13 protein-coding genes and 1 pseudogene are annotated in these 16239 nt (G+C 28.0%); 13 read left to right on the top strand and 1 reads right to left on the bottom strand.

Features of this window, described 5'->3' with window-relative positions:
• Positions 1-6: 6 nt before the first annotated feature.
• From ACQY5W_RS11530 to ACQY5W_RS11470, 13 genes and pseudogenes are all read left to right on the top strand, one after another.
• Complete coding sequence (locus ACQY5W_RS11530; RefSeq protein ID WP_428025123.1) at positions 7-720, top strand: response regulator transcription factor; 714 nt, start codon at positions 7-9, stop codon at positions 718-720.
• 125 nt (positions 721-845) lie between these two features.
• Complete coding sequence (locus ACQY5W_RS11525; protein WP_428025122.1) at positions 846-1802, top strand: COG2958 family protein; 957 nt, start codon at positions 846-848, stop codon at positions 1800-1802.
• Between the two features lie 111 nt (positions 1803-1913).
• Positions 1914-2549: pseudogene (gene radC / locus ACQY5W_RS11520) on the top strand (RadC family protein); the annotation flags it as partial.
• A gap of 153 nt (positions 2550-2702) precedes the next feature.
• Positions 2703-3731 carry a DNA adenine methylase gene (locus ACQY5W_RS11515; RefSeq protein WP_319045496.1) on the top strand — a complete coding sequence of 343 codons (1029 nt, stop codon included), beginning with the start codon at positions 2703-2705 and terminating at the stop codon, positions 3729-3731.
• Positions 3718-4620 carry a DNA adenine methylase gene (locus ACQY5W_RS11510; RefSeq protein WP_428025121.1) on the top strand — a complete coding sequence of 301 codons (903 nt, stop codon included), beginning with the start codon at positions 3718-3720 and terminating at the stop codon, positions 4618-4620. Before ACQY5W_RS11515 ends, ACQY5W_RS11510 begins: the two co-directional genes overlap by 14 nt.
• A gap of 160 nt (positions 4621-4780) precedes the next feature.
• Positions 4781-6346, top strand: coding sequence for an AlwI family type II restriction endonuclease (locus ACQY5W_RS11505; protein WP_428025120.1), 1566 nt, complete (start codon positions 4781-4783; stop codon positions 6344-6346).
• Between the two features lie 559 nt (positions 6347-6905).
• On the top strand, positions 6906-7925 hold the full coding sequence (locus tag ACQY5W_RS11500) for a TAXI family TRAP transporter solute-binding subunit (protein WP_428025119.1): 1020 nt from the start codon (positions 6906-6908) through the stop codon (positions 7923-7925).
• A 94-nt stretch (positions 7926-8019) separates the two neighbouring features.
• Positions 8020-9969: a TRAP transporter permease gene (locus ACQY5W_RS11495; protein ID WP_428025118.1), complete on the top strand. Its 1950-nt coding sequence runs from the start codon at positions 8020-8022 to the stop codon at positions 9967-9969.
• The gene (locus tag ACQY5W_RS11490) at positions 9953-10549 is read left to right on the top strand and encodes a lactate utilization protein (protein ID WP_428025117.1); all 597 of its coding nucleotides are present in this window, start codon (positions 9953-9955) and stop codon (positions 10547-10549) included. The genes ACQY5W_RS11495 and ACQY5W_RS11490 overlap by 17 nt, the downstream gene beginning before the upstream one ends.
• 2 nt (positions 10550-10551) lie before the next feature.
• The gene (gene lhgO / locus ACQY5W_RS11485; RefSeq protein WP_428025116.1) at positions 10552-11739 is read left to right on the top strand and encodes an L-2-hydroxyglutarate oxidase; all 1188 of its coding nucleotides are present in this window, start codon (positions 10552-10554) and stop codon (positions 11737-11739) included.
• An 83-nt stretch (positions 11740-11822) separates the two neighbouring features.
• Entirely contained in the window at positions 11823-12998 is a 1176-nt protein-coding gene (locus tag ACQY5W_RS11480) for an MFS transporter (protein WP_428025115.1), read from the top strand.
• 76 nt (positions 12999-13074) lie between these two features.
• Positions 13075-13995 carry a manganese-dependent inorganic pyrophosphatase gene (locus ACQY5W_RS11475; RefSeq protein WP_428025114.1) on the top strand — a complete coding sequence of 307 codons (921 nt, stop codon included), beginning with the start codon at positions 13075-13077 and terminating at the stop codon, positions 13993-13995.
• 58 nt (positions 13996-14053) lie between these two features.
• Positions 14054-14821, top strand: a complete 768-nt coding sequence (locus ACQY5W_RS11470) for a sulfite exporter TauE/SafE family protein (RefSeq protein ID WP_428025113.1) — start codon at positions 14054-14056, stop codon at positions 14819-14821.
• 7 nt (positions 14822-14828) lie between these two features.
• Here the strand turns inward: ACQY5W_RS11470 and ACQY5W_RS11465 are convergent, their stop codons facing one another.
• The gene (locus ACQY5W_RS11465; RefSeq protein ID WP_428025112.1) at positions 14829-15890 is read right to left on the bottom strand and encodes an agmatinase family protein; all 1062 of its coding nucleotides are present in this window, start codon (positions 15888-15890) and stop codon (positions 14829-14831) included.
• Positions 15891-16239 lie beyond the last annotated feature (349 nt).

The following is a 16239-nucleotide window of genomic DNA, read 5'->3' as shown; positions in this document are numbered from 1 at the left end:
TATCAAATGAGTGAATATATTACAAGAGTATTATTAGTTGAAGATGAAGAGGATGCAAGGGAGATATTAAGTTTTTATCTTGATACGGTTTTTGATGAAGTTAAAATTGCTTGTGATGGAAAAGAGGGATTAGAACTTTATGAAAAAGCATATAAAGATAATGAAATCTTTGATTTAGTTTTAACAGATATCAAAATGCCAAATATGGATGGACTAAGTATGATTGAAAGTATTACAAATATAAATGAAAATCAAAAGTTCATAATAGTATCAGCATACAAAGATGAAGAGTATTTGTTTAAATCAATAAATTTAAATGTTATCTCATATTTTGTAAAACCATTAGAAGTAAAAAATATGATGGAGATGCTAAAAAAAGTTAAATCAAAAGTTTTAGAAGATAAGTCAAATGAAATAGTAGAAGAAGAGATTGTAAAAATAAACAATACCTATGAATACAACAGAAAAACAAATCTTTTATATAAAAATAATGACTTAGTAGATTTATCAAAAAAAGAAAAACTACTTTTAGAGGCTTTAGTTAAAAATATAAAAGAGATAAAAACAAAAGAATATCTTAAAAAATATATTTGGGATGATATAGAAACTTCTGATGCAACTATGAGAACGGTTATAAAAAGGGTTAAAGATAAGATTGCTGATGATGATTTTATTGTTTCAAAAAAAGGTTTGGGGTATTTGATTGAGAGAAGTTATTAGTGTAGAATATAAAATGATATATGTTTATTTACTATATTTTTAATGTATAGAATTTGTAATTTTTAGGCTATTTTGTATATAGTGTATACTGAATAAATTGTTATCAATATAAAAGGAAGATTAATATGGCAATAACTTTTAAAGACTTTGCAAAAGAAGTTTTAACAAACTCTGATATACCATTAACACCTCAAGAAATATGGGATCATGGTCTTAATCAATCACTTGACCAACAATTAAAATCTAGTGGTAGTACGCCATGGAATACACTTGGTGCACAATTATTTGTAGATACAAGAGATAATGAAAAAAGTTTTTTTGTTAAAGTTGGGAAAAGACCTGCTAGATTCTATTTAAAATCAAAACAAGATGAATTACCGACAAATATTATTGAAAAAATAGAAGAAAAAGAACAAAAAACACCAGTTAAAAAAACTACGTTTCACGAAAGAGAATTGCATCCTCTCTTAGCATATTTTGCAAATGCAAATCCATTATTTAATAGAGGTAGAAATATTTATACAAAGACAATATTTCATGAAAAATCAACAAAAAAAGGTTTTAATGAATGGCTACATCCAGATATGGTTGGATTTTATTTACCTATTGATGATTGGAACACAAATTTATTAGACTTTAATAAAATTACTGACAATAATTCTCTAAAATTATTTTCATTTGAATTAAAAATAAAACTTGATAAAAGTAATTATAGAGAATCGTTTTTTCAAGCTGTTTCAAATTCAACTTGGGCACATGAAGGCTATTTAGTCGCATCTAATATTGCAAATGATGATGATTTATTGTCAGAACTTGAAAGATTATCAATGTCATTTGGTATTGGTATTATCAAATTAAATCTTGATGATATTGACTCTTCATCTGTTTTATTCCATGCTAGAAAAAGAGAGAATCTTGATTGGGAAACAATGAATAAGTTATCCGAAAAGAATCCAGACTTTATGAAGTTTCTACAAGATATTAAAATAGATTTTGAATCTAAGAGAATCCATAAAAATGAATATGACAAAATTATTGACCCATATAAACACATTGAAGATAAAATTGCTAATAAGTACTAGGAGATAAATAAGTTAATATGCTGGTAAACTTATTTTTCAAAATAGTCGTTATGTGCATATAGAAAAATAAGATTAATATGGTAAAATTCAATTAAAAAAGACAAATAGAATATGGCAAAAATCAAAGATATACCAAAAGTAGAAAGACCAAGAGAGAAGTTATTAAAATATGGAGCAGACTCTCTGTCTAAAACTGACCTATTGGCTATATTATTAGGAACTGGAATAAAAGGTACTAATGTACAAAAATTATCAAATCAAATAATTAAAAAATTTGGAAAAACTTTTTTAGATGTTACATTCAATGAATTAAAAATGGTTTCAGGAATTGGAGAAGCTAAAGCTTTACAAATTATTTCTGCTATTTCATTGATAAAAAGATTTTTTGATGAGAATAAAAATGAAATAGTTATTAAAAACTCACAAAATGTACTTTCTTTATCCTATGAATTAAGAGATAAGAAAAAAGAATATTTAGTATGTTTTTATCTTAATGCTAGAAATGAATTGGTAAAAAAAGAAACTATAAGTGTTGGTACAGTAGATAAAAGCTTATTTCATCCAAGAGAAATTTTTCACCCTGCAATTGAACTAAATGCTTCAAATATTATTTTGATACATAATCACCCAACAGGCAATGCAACTCCAAGTCAAAATGATAAAGAAATCGTTAAAAAAATTACAGAAGCTGGCAATTTGATAGGTATTAAAGTTATTGATTTTTTAATAATTTCAAAAAATGACAGTTATAGCTTTTTTAGTCAATTATCAAATGAAAATAAGATTGATTATATATCGGAAGGAGAACAAAAAACATTATTTGATTTTTTAGAAATAGAAAAACCAATTTATGAAAGTTCAATTGCCAAAATTACAGAGTATAAATACTTTTTACCTAAAATAAAAAATAATTATCATCAATTACACAATAGAAGATATATAGGAAATAAACAAAAATTATTGGATTGGATTTTTTCAATTATTAAACAAGATTGTAAAAATGTCGAAAGCTTTACAGATATTTTTGCAGGGACAGGGATTGTTTCTAGTGTAGCGATTAGCCAATATAAAGAAGTAATATTAAATGATTTTTTGTACTCTAACAATATTATCTACAAAGCTTTTTTTGAACAAAAAAGCTTTGATGAAGATAAAATCAATAATATTATTAGAAACTATAATAATATAAATTCTGATGATTTAGAAGAAAATTATTTTTCTAAAAATTTCGGAGGAAAATATTTTAGCCATAACTCAGCTAGAATTATAGGTTTCATAAGAGAAAACATTGAAGAAAACAAAGAAAATTTAACAGATAAAGAGTATTCAATTTTAATAGCTTCATTATTGTATTCAGTAGATAAAATAGCAAATACTGTAGGTCATTATGATGCTTATTTTAAAAAGCATCATATTGAAGATAAATTCTTTTTAAAGCCAATTGAGCCAATAAAGTCAAGTAATAAAATATCAATATTTAAAGAAGATGCAAATAAATTAGTAAATCAAATAAATACAGATTTGGTTTATATTGATCCACCATATAACTCAAGACAATACAGTAGATTTTATCATGTCTTAGAAAATTTAACAAAGTGGAATAAGCCAAAGCTTCATGGAGTAGCATTAAAACCAGAACCTGAGAATATGAGTGATTATTGCAGAATTAGTGCAAAAAAAAGACTGTATGAACTTGTACATTCAATAAAAACAAAATATTTTGCAGTTTCTTACAATAATACTTATAACTCAAAAAGTAACTCATCAAAAAATAAAATTACACTAGAAGAGATTGAAGAAATTTTAAATTCAATAGGAACTACAAAGATATATGAAAAAGAGCATCAGCAATTTAATACAGGAAAAACTGAATTTGATAATCATAGAGAATATTTATTTATTACAAAGGTAAAACATGGAGAAAATTAAAAGATCACCAATGTTTTATGTTGGAGACAAGTACAAACTTATTAAAGAAATAAAACAATATTTTCCAAAAAATATCAATACATTTATTGAACCTTTCGTAGGAGGAGGTTCAGTATTTTTAAATGTAGAGGCAAATAGTTATATTTTAAATGATATTGATAAAAACATATATAATTTACATCTTTTTTTACAGACAAAAGCTTGTGAAATTGACTTTATAGATAAGGTATTAAAATATATCAAAAAATATAATCTTTCACGGTCTTTTTTAGAAGATATAGTTCCTAAACAATTAAAAAAAGAGTATAAAAAAACATATTATGCCAAGTTTAATAAACAAGGCTATGATAAGTTAAAACAAGATTTTAATATATTAGAAAGTAAAAATTATCTTTTATTATATTTACTGCTAATTTATGGTTTTAATAGAATGATACGATTCAATTCTAAGGGTGAATTTAATGTTCCCGTTGGAAATGTTGACTTTAATAAAAATGTTCTACAAGCTTTAGGTGATTATTCTGAGTTTATAAAAAATAAAAATATTAAATTTGAAAATTTAGACTTTAAAGACTTTATCATTAAAAATGGTTTTAAAGAAGGTGATTTTATGTATTTAGACCCACCATATCTAATTACATTCAGTGAATATAATAAAGTTTGGAATGAAGATAAAGAACATGAACTATTGAATTTTTTAGATAACTTACATCAAAGAAATATAAAATTTGCAATATCAAATGTAACACATTATAAAGGAAGAGTAAATAATATTTTTCTTGATTGGATGAAAAAGTATAGTGTAAAAAAGATTCAAAGTAATTATATAAGCTATCATGACAATTCAGTTAAAAATATTGAAGAAGTTTTAGTTATTAATTATGATTGATATTGAATTTAATGTATGGCTAGATAGAAGATTTGATAATTTAGCTTTTGAACAAATTGCGTTAAGATATAATATCAACATAGAAACAACGAAATTATAATATAAATTAAATTTACAAAGAATTGAGGAAGTTAAACAAAATATTTTAAGGAAAAGAGAGATGGCAAAAAGAAAAAAGAGAGTTCCAACATATAAACAAATGGCATTTGATACTGCGGTCAGAAATCCAGAAAGATATATTGATATTCTAACAGTAGTTAGGGATTTTGATGGAGAAATTTTAAATGATAATATTTTATTGAATATGGTATCAGCCTTATATTTAGAAGGTGTTGTTACAAGTAGTGAAATAAATATTAATGAAAATACAACAATTAGCGACATTAAAGATTTAGTGATTCAAGTAAATAGTTCAAGAAATGCTGATGGTGGTTTTCCTAAAGGGTATCAATCAAGATTTTGGACATATATGAGAGCTTTATGTGAACTTGGTTTTGTATTTGCTAGATATAACCAAGAGTTTAGATTGTCCAAAACTGCAAAAATGTTAATAGATAGAGATATAGATGAGCAAGAAGCCTTTTCTATACAAGCTATGAAATATAATAGAAAATCTCCTTATCGTAATGTTAGTAATGATTTTAATTTTTTTAAATTTATTCTAATGGTTTTGTTAAAATTAAAAGAAACTAATAAATCGTTAAGTTATGAACAGTTTATTATCGCCACTTTTAGTAATGATGGCAATGTAGAAAATTTTTTAAAAATAATTGAAAATAATAAATTTAAAGATTATGATACTACTTTTGAATTTATTAAAGAACATTATAGTTTAACTACAAATTATAAAACCACTATGCAAGATTATCCCGATGTAGTTAGAAGATTTTTTATAATATCAGGTTTTATTACAATAAAATATTCAGGCAAAAAACTTATTCAGATAAATGAAAATAAGCTAGACTACATTAAGGAAATTTGTAATATTGATTTTAATTTAATTGATGATGAAAAAAATGACGAAAATTTATTCTTCCAAAAATTTGAAACTTACACAGATATATTTTTAGATTTACTATATAAATATAGAGAACAAGATAAAATTGTTGGTGATATTTATACTGAACAGCTTTATAATATTATTAAAGATTATAATATTACTGAAGATATTATCATTAAGAGTATCGAAAAAATTGGTTCTAAAACTACAGAAATACAAGAGTTTAAAGAAATTCCAGAACCTTTAAAATTGGAATTTTTCATTTCAATATTAATAGCTCTAAAATATAAAAGTCAGTTTATTATTAGACCTAACTATAAAGCAGACCATATTGGAAAACCATATTCACATGCACCTGGAAATACAGGTGATATTGAAGTGTTTTCTAAAACAATATATTGGCTAATAGAAGTAACTTTAATACGAAATAAAACACAGCAATTAAATCATGAAACTACATCAGTTATTAGACATTTATTTTCAAATGATGAATTTGCAAATCGTTTTATAAAATATTTATCCTTTATTGCTCCTCAAGTACATCAAGATACACAAGAGTTTTTTGATTATCAAATTGTAAAATCTAAAAATGATACACATGATATATATATCAAGCCGTATTCAATAAGAGAGTTTATAGATATTATTTCAAATTTTAATATTTTAGACGATATGAATAAATATACACAAAAAGTAATTGAAGACTTTAGAAATAAATTAACTTAATCACACAACAAATCCTATCACCAAACAGGTAAAACTGTCGGTTTAGTCAAATGTTAGGCAAAAATTTGGGAACAGGATACTAATTATTTGTAAATAGAATTATATTCTATTCTCTTGAACACCTGACGGTCTTCGCTCTTTACTTTCTTTTGTTGAAAAGAAAGTAACAAAGAAAGCAACTGCCCAGTTGATGAAGGCAAAGCTCCCTAAGATTTCAGTCTTTTTTTTCTGCGTTGCGGAACTTATATAATAATAAGTGAGGGAACCCAAAGGGCTTTGAAACTCTGTTGGTGGTTTTGCTTACTTTGTCCACACAAAGTAAGAGAAGCGAAGAGGTTTACCTCTTCAAGATAGAAATATATAATGCATAAAAATATAAAGAAAAAATACTATATAAGTATAAATTGTTTCAAAGTAAAATCAAATCTATTAAAATTATAAAAAATAATATCCCTATAAATGGTAGTTCTTAAATAAATTCATAAATTAAAACAATTTTGAAACAATTTGGTTTCAAAATATGTTATACTTCTTTTGTACAAAAACAAAGGAGAATAAGATGTTGAATATTTCAATTTTCAAAAAAATATTAGCTACTTCAGTTATAACTGCAGCAATGCTAACTGGTGCTAATGCTGCATCAAAAGAGACTAAGTATGTTATAGCAACAGCTAGTACAGGTGGAACATATTATCCAGTTGGTGTTGGTATTGCAACAATTGCTTCTATTAAATTAGCAAAAGAGCATAAAGTTACTTTTTCAGCAATTACAAGTGCGGGAAGTAATGAAAATGTTGATATGCTTGGTAAAGGTGAAGTGAATTTTGCTATTTTACAAGGTCTTTTTGGTTCAATGGCTTGGCAAGGAAAAGATAAATATGAAGGAAACCCTCAAAAAAATCTTAGATCTATTACTATGCTTTGGCAAAATGTTGAGCAATTTACTATTAAAAGTAAATATGCAAAAACAGGAAACATAAAAGATATAAAAAATCTTTATGGTGAAAGATTTTCAATTGGTGGAAGAAGTTCAGGTTCTAGAGTTTCATCTGAAACTATTTTAAGTTCACTTGGAATTGATTTTAATAAAATGGATTTACAATATTTAGGTTATAGTCCAAGTTCTACTGCATTTCAAGATGGAAAAGTACAAGGTATGACAACTCCATCCGGTCCTCCAACATCAGCAGTTACAAATGCTTTTGCTTCTATTGGAAATGACAATATTAAAGTACTTGACTTTACTAAAGCTGATTTAGATGCTATCAATGCTAACTATCCAGTTTGGACTCCATTTGTAATAAAAGCTGGAACATATCCTGGTCAAACTAAAGATATAAATACTATTGCTCAACCAAATTTGCTTGTTGTAACAAAAGATACTCCAGAAGAGACAGTTTACTTATTAACTAAAACGATTTATGAAAACTTACCATTTTTAAATAGTGTTCATAAAGCAACTCTTGCAATGTCATTACAAAAAGCAATAGATGGATTACCAATGCCTTTACACAAAGGTGCTGCAAAATATTATAAAGAGCAAGGTATAAAAATACCTGCAAATTTAATAGATAACTAAAATAAAGAGAGTTTTTACTCTCTTTATTTACTATATATCTTACATAAGTGATTAGTAATCATTTATGTAGCTTATAAGAACAAGGACTAAGATAATGATTCAGATAAAATACTTCAAAGAGTTTACTTTTGTTTACGCAATATTAATTTCACTTTTTCACTTCAATGTAAATATTTGGGGAGGAATTAGTGATTTATGGTTTAACTCCGCTCACTTTGCACTTTTAGCATCACTTGGATTTTTGACATTAGAAGCTACTAAAGATGAAAATAAAATTTCTATATTAAATATAATTTTTGCCGTTCTATCAATAAGTACATTTATGTATATGATGTTGTTTGAAGAGAGTTTATATGCAGTTGCCCATGGTCAAATGAGAACAAGTGATGTGATTGTTGCTTGTCTTACAATTGCTTTAGCAATAGAGATGGTTAGAAGAAGTACTGGATATATAATTCCAGCGATAATTATTTTATGTATTTCTTATATACTATTTTTAGGTCAATATTTTGAGGGTGTATTTGCTTTTGGTGGGATGGATTTTGAAAGATTTTTATATAGAATGTTCTATACAAGTGAAGGGCTTTTTGGTCCCATAGCTACTATTTCATCTACATATGTATTTATGTTTATTTTATTTGCTGCTTTTTTACTTAAATCAGGAGCAGGGGATTTTATAGTTGATGTTTCAAATGCAGTTGCAGGAAAATACACAGGTGGTACTGGACATGTGGCAGTATTCTCATCAGCACTTATGGGAACAATTTCAGGAAGTGCAGTTGCAAATACAGTTTCAACTGGTTCTATTACAATTCCTATGATGAAAAAAGCAGGTTTCAAAGGAACTTTTGCAGCAGCAGTTGAAGCAGCAGCTAGTACAGGTGGACAAATAATGCCTCCTATTATGGGAGCAGGGGCATTTATTATGGCTCAAATTACTCATATACCATTTGTAACTATTGTTACAGTTTCAATCTTACCAGCAATTTTATATTTTGCTTCAATATCTTTTTATATACATATTCATGCAAAAGAGAACAATATAAAAGGAGAAGAAAATAGTGTAAAAATTCTTCCACTTTTAAGAGAAGGTTTTCATTTTATTATTCCATTATCTACATTAGTTGGACTTTTGATTTATGGTTTTTCTCCTACATATGCAGCTTCAATTGCAATAGTTACTATTGTTTTAGCATCATATTTAACAAAAAACAAAAGAATGGGCTTAAAAGAGATATTAGAAGCTTTAGCACTTGGAAGCCAAAATATGGTAGTAACAGGAGTTTTACTGATTGCTGTTGGTATTATTGTAGGAGTTATCAATATCTCAGGAGTTGGAATAACATTCTCTCAACTTATTATGGAGTGGTCAGGAAACTCTTTACTTATAGCTATCATCTTAGTTGCAATTGCTTCACTTATTTTAGGGATGGGATTACCTGTAACTGCCTCATATGTAGTATTATCAGTTTTAAGTGCTCCAGCACTTGTAGGTTTGATGTTAACTCCTGAAATGGCAGCTCTTGTTAATGCAGGAATTGAACTTCCTGAAGTTGCTATGTATTTACTTTCAGCTCACTTGATTATATTTTGGTTATCTCAAGATTCAAATCTTACACCACCTGTTTGTTTAGCAGCCTTTGCAGCAGCAGCAATTGCAAAAACTCCTCCTATGGAGACTGGACTTGTTTCATGGAAAATAGGAAAAGGTATGTATATTATTCCTTTATTATTTGCCTTTACTCCACTTGTAAATGGTACTTGGTTTGAAAGAGTTGAAGTATTTACTTTCGCATTTTTTGGAATACTTTGTTTTTCTATTGTTATGGAAGGTTTTTGGGATAAAAAAATGATGATTTTAGAAAGAGTTGTTTTTGCTATTGCTGCAGTTTTACTTTTAACAGAAGATGAAGCATACAATTTTGAGACATATTTTGGTATAGTTCAAAATACACATATTGTTGGATTTGTATTATTTGCAGCTTCAATGTTGTTACATAAAATGATGTTTAAAGAAGGAAAAAAATATGCAGAAACTAATTGATACACTTAAATCTTGTGGATATGATCCACACTTTGTTCAGACTAAAGAAGAGGCTTTTGCATTGGCAAAAACATTTATAAAAGAAGGAATGAGTGTAGGGCTTGGTGGTTCAGTAACTGTTGGAGAAATAGGTTTATTGGATTATTTGATAAATAAAAAAGATATTACTTTACACAATCAATATGAAGCTGGTATTACTATGGCTGAAAATAGTGAAAGAAGAAGACAGGGTTTAGTATCTGATATCTTTGTTACAGGAATAAATGCTTTAACTCGTGATGGAAAAATAGTAAATGCCGATGGAAGTGGAAATAGAGTAGCTGCTTTTTGTTATGGTCCTAAAAAGATTTTAGCAATTGTTGGAGTAAATAAGATTGTTGAAGATGTTGAATCTGGCTTTAAAAGAGTTATGGAAGTTGCAGCTGTTAAAAATATAGATAGAATGAATAACAAAGCAATAGAGATGGGAAAAGAGCCACGGCATAACCTTGATAATATTGCAAACAAGTTCACATGGGTAAAAGCCGATGAGAAGGATAGAATTACTATAATTTTAATAAATGAAGAGTTAGGATATTAAAAATGTATGATTATTTGGTAATTGGTGCAGGAATTATTGGACTAAATATTGCTAAAAATTTAAAAGAGAGATTTCCTCAAAGCAAGATTTTAGTGATAGAAAAAGAGCCTGAAGTAGCACTTCATAGTAGTGGTAGAAATTCTGGAGTTTTACATGCTGGATTTTATTACACTGCAAACTCATTAAAAGCAAAATTTACAAAAGAGGGAAATATCGCTTTAAAAAACTTTTGTAAACAAAGAAATCTTAAAATAAATGAGTGCCAAAAAGTTGTTGTGGCTATAGATGAAGAGGAACTAAAAGGTTTAGAAGAGCTAAAAAGAAGGGGAGATATAAATGGAGTTGAGCTTATTTGGCTTGATGAAAAAGAGTTAGAAAATCTTTATCCAAATATAAAAACTTATAAAAAAGCACTTCTTTGCCCAAGTACTGCAACTGTAAATCCAAAAGAAGTGACAAAAGAGTTTGCAAAAGTAATAGAAAAATTAGGTATTCAACTTATTCTTGATTGTAAATACTTAGGCTCATATAATAATATTGTTAAAACTTCTCAAGGTGACTTTGAAGCTAAGAAAGTGATAAATTGTGCTGGATTATATGCTGATAAAATTGCACGAGATTTTGGTTTTTCTCATGATTATGTAATTATTCCATTTAAGGGAATTTATCTAAAAGATAAAAACAATATCTCAAATCTAGCAACAAATGTTTATCCAGTGCCAGATTTAAAAAATCCATTTTTAGGAGTTCATTATACATTAACGGTAGATAATGAAAGTAAAATAGGACCAACAGCAATTCCAGCATTTTGGAGAGAAAATTATCAAGGTTTTGATAATTTTTCATTTTCTGAATTCTTTGAAATACTTTTTTATGAAGCAAAACTTTTTATTACAAATGCTTTTTCTTTTAGAAAGTTAGCCTTTAGCGAGATAAAAAAATATAATCTAAACTATTTTAAAAATCTTGCAATGAAACTTACAAAAAATATGAATCACGATGGCTATAACTCTTGGAGTACACCAGGGATTAGAGCACAACTTTTAAATAAAAATACTTTGGAGTTAGTACAAGATTTTGTTGTGGAATCTGATGAAAATTCTGTACATGTTTTAAACGCAGTAAGTCCTGCTTTTACTTCATCAATTCCTTTTGCTAATTGGGTGGTAGAAGAACATATTTTAAAATAATAATTTAGTAACTAAAAGCAAAAATAAAGTCTTATTTTATATTTAAAAGCTATTATTTCAAAACAATTTATAATGGAATAATAATGATACAAAATCTTTTCAAATCAAGAGTAGCTTTACTTTATATTATGTCAATTTCTATGGTATTTTCTTTTTCTGCTTGGATGAGTTTACTTAATAACTATGTTATTGAAGTAGCCTCATTTAATGGTAGTCAAATAGGTATTTTACAAAGTCTAAGAGAGATACCTGGATTTTTAGCTTTTACAGTTGTGATTGCTATTATGTTTATTGCTCAACAAAGACTTGCTTATTTGTCTATTATAGCTTTAGGATTAGGTGTATTTTTAACTGGATTATATCCTAGTGCTTTAGGTTTATACATAACAACTATCCTTATGTCTATAGGATTTCACTATTTAGAAACACTAAATCAATCTTTAGCTTTACAATGGGTAGATAAACAACGAGCCCCTATTGTTTTAGGAAAAATTACTGCTGCTAAGTCTTTTACATCGCTTGTAGCTTTTGTGATTATTTATGTGATGATGAAATTTTATAGTGTGGAGTATAAATATGTTTATGCCTTTTTTGGACTTACTACTTTATTTGTAGGTATTATTGCTTGGATAGGATTTGAACATTTTAAAGATGATGTTGTTCAAGAAAAAAAATTAGTTATCAAAAAAGAGTATTGGCTTTTTTATACTTTAACTTTTTTTGCAGGTGCTAGACGTCAGATATTTGTGGTATTTGCAGGATTTTTACTTGTGGAAAAGTTTGGAGTAAATATAGAAAATATGGTTTCACTACTTTTTATAAATGCTATACTAAATATGTATCTAGCTCCAAAAATTGGTAAGTTTATTGCAAGAGCAGGGGAGCGAATAACACTAAGAATTGAGTATATTGGACTTATTTTAGTATTTGTTTCTTATGCTTTTGTAAATAATGTTTATATTGCTTTTTTTCTATATGTTGTGGATCATTTACTATTTTCTATGGCAATTGCACTTAAAACATATTTTCAAAAAATTGCTGATCCAAAAGATATTGCAAGTGCAAGTGCTGTTAGTTTTACTATAAATCATATTGCAGCAGTATTTTTGCCATTTGGACTAGGATTATTATGGTTATATTCATATTCACTTGTATTTATTATTGGTGTTTGTATCGCTTTTTGTTCTTTGGGATTATCTTTATTAGTTCCAAAAAATCCAGAGCGAGGCTTTGAAACAACTTTAAAGGTTAAAATTTAGTTATAGAAATATTTTTTAAAACATCCCTAACTAAAATTTAGATAGAATCTCGAAAACTTAAAATAGGAAATTTTTTATGGCAATTTATACTTGTGGACACACAACACCTGATTCTGATTCAATTTGTTCAGCAATTTCATTAGGATATTTATTAAATAAAATTGGACGTGAAGCAATTCCTGCACGTCAAGGAGTAGTATCTCCTGAAACACAATTTATCTTAGATAGATTTGGATTTGAAGCACCTTTATTAAAAACTGAATTTGCTGGTTGTGAACTTTTTATTACTGATTATTCTGATAGAGGACAAGCTCCAAAAGATTTAGATGAAGCAACTGTTGTTGGAATTGTTGATCATCATAAATTAGGAGATATTACTACTTCTACTCCTTTAGAGTGTTGGATAAGACCTGTTGGATGTACAAATACTATTGTTAAAGAGATGTATGATTTTCACGGTGTTGAAATTCCTGCAAATATAGCTGGAATTATGATGTGTGCAATTTTATCTGATACTGTTATTTTTAAATCACCAACTTGTACAGAAACTGACATAAAAGCAGTTAGAGAATTATCAAAAATTTGTGGTGTTGAAGACTTTGGGGCTTTAGGTATGGAGATGTTCAAAGTAAAATCAGCAGTTGAAGGAGTTCCTGCTAGAGAGTTGATTTTAAGAGATTATAAACCTTTTGATATGCACGGAACAAAAGTTGGTATTGGACAACTTGAAGTTATTGATTTAGCTATTTTTGATGATGTGAAAGATGAATTACAAGCTGACTTGGACAAACTTAGAGCTGAAGAAGGTTTACATACAGCAGCACTTCTTTTAACTGATATTATGAAAGAAGGTTCTGAAATATTAGTATCTTCTAGTGATGCTTCAATTTTCGAAAAAGCATTTAATGTAAAACTTGAAAATGGAAAAGTATGGCTTGATGGTTGTCTATCAAGAAAAAAACAAATTATTCCTTTCTTAGAACCTGCATTTGCTTAACATAAAAGATAGCTTCATGCTATCTTTTTTATAAACTATATTTTTATTAGGATTCCCTATGGAACTTTTTGCTGATATTACCCTTTATTGGATAATAGGTTTTGTTATTGCTGGTTTTTTGGCTGGTTATATAGACTCAATTGCTGGTGGTGGGGGAATGATTCAAGTTCCAGTACTTCTTTTAAGTGGACTTTCTCCAATTCATGTTTTAGCTTCAAATAAAATGGCTAGTTTAGTTGGTGTTTTAATGGCAACAATTAAATATGCTCTTAGTAAAAAAATATCTTGGAAAGTTGTAAGTATTGCTATTATTCCTTGTTTAGTTGCTTCTTATATTGGAAGTAGATTAGTAATGTTTGTATCTGATGAGATAATTAAATGGGCAATAATTATTGCAATTCCTATTGCTTTGGTTTTTTTATTAAAAAAGAGTAAAAAAATTGTTGAAGAAAAAACAGAAGTAAATAAAAAAAATATAGTTTTAGCTACTGCTCCTATTGGATTTTATGATGGTTTACTTGGACCTGGGACTGGAACATATATGACTATTTCTATGAAAAAGTTTTTACATCTTGATTATTTAGTTTCTACTGCATCAACCAAACCTTTAAACTTTGCTACAAATGTGGGTTCTGCCATAGCTTTTATTGCAGCTGGAAAAGTTTTATGGGGAGTTGCTATTGTTTTAGGATTAGCAAATATAGCTGGTGCTTATGTTGGAAGTCATTATGCTATCAAAGGTGGAGAAGAGTTTATAAAAAAAGTTCTTATTTTTGTACTTGTTTTTATGCTTGTTGCTAATATTATAAAGATAATTGTTAGTTAAAGATAGATTATTTAAAATCTATCTTTCCCTGACTTGCAAGTATGGCTCCACAAAGTTGGTATAAAACCCTTGAGCCAACATTTGCATCCCAACCATCATCACTATCTCCCACTTCACAAAGGTCAAAACCTATGATATTTCTTCCACTTTTTACTATCATAAAGATTAAGTGTTCTAACTCTCCATATCTTAAACCACTAGGAACTGGTGTTCCAGTATTTGGGCAGTTTAATGGCTCTAATCCATCAATATCAATAGAGAGATAAACATTATGTGGAAGTTGTTCAATATATGGTGTAAAAACCTCTTCCAATGATTTACCGCTAGCTAATTGAGCTTGCATGTTTGTATCATATAAACAATCACCTCTTTTACCATACTCTTTCATTCTTAAAGCTTCTTCAGAACTATAATCTCTAATTCCCACTTGAATTAAATTTGAGATTTTGTCACACTCATTCATAACATTATAAAAAATAGAAGCGTGAGAGTAAGTAAAGCCTTCGTATGCTTTTCTTAAGTCATGGTGTGCATCAACGTGTAAGATTCCAAAAGCTTCCTCTTGTGTATCATTTAAAGCTTTGATAAGTCCAAGAGGACAAGAGTGATCTCCTCCTACAACTGCTACGAGTTTGCCTTTTTTTATTTGTTCAAGAGATTTTTCATAAACTGAACTGTTTAGTGTAACTGATGCTTCATTTACAAACTTTAGAGCTTTTTTATTTGTTTTCCCTTCTTCAAGTGCTTCGATTACTTTTAGGGCTTTTTTTCTGGCTTTATTACTTAATTTTAACAGACTTTTATCTGTATCAAGCATAGCAATACCTGCAACATAAGGTTTGATATAGTGGAAAGTTTCCACATCAAGTTGGTGGCTAGAAATTCTCATGGCATCAGGAGCCTTTGCAGTTCCCTCTCCAAAAGAAACAGTAGCTTCCCAAGGAACAGGGATGAGAACTAAACTAGCCTCATCAGGGTCTAATCTTCCCCCAATAAATCCATCACCTTCTTGTGGTGGAAGTCCTTGTTCCAATACTTTTATCTCTTCTTCTAAAGTTCTATAAGACATCAATTTTCCTATTTAATAATATATTGGAATTATAGAATAAATATGGAAATAATAATGTTAATTTGTGATTAAATATAAAAATTAGAGGTGGGATTGGATTTTAAATATTATTTTCTTGAAAACCAAAAGGTTTCCGTTTCTCTTACTTTTTACCTTACAGGATTTAGTCACTGCGTTCCTGCATGGTCTCGAAAAAGTAAGCAAAAAAGACTGCCGAGTTGATGAAGGCGAAGTTACCCTCCCAGTTCTAAATTTATTTTCTAGTCTGCGGGACTCATAAAAAAGAGTGAGTTTATCACTCTTTTTTATTCAAACAGTTGCCACCTTAAAAAGTCATAAAAGATATAAT

Source organism: Arcobacter sp. (genome assembly GCF_050300555.1).
GTDB lineage: Bacteria > Campylobacterota > Campylobacteria > Campylobacterales > Arcobacteraceae > Arcobacter.
The sequence above is the reverse complement of the archived record's forward strand: the minus strand, read 5'-3'. Positions and strand labels throughout refer to the sequence as shown.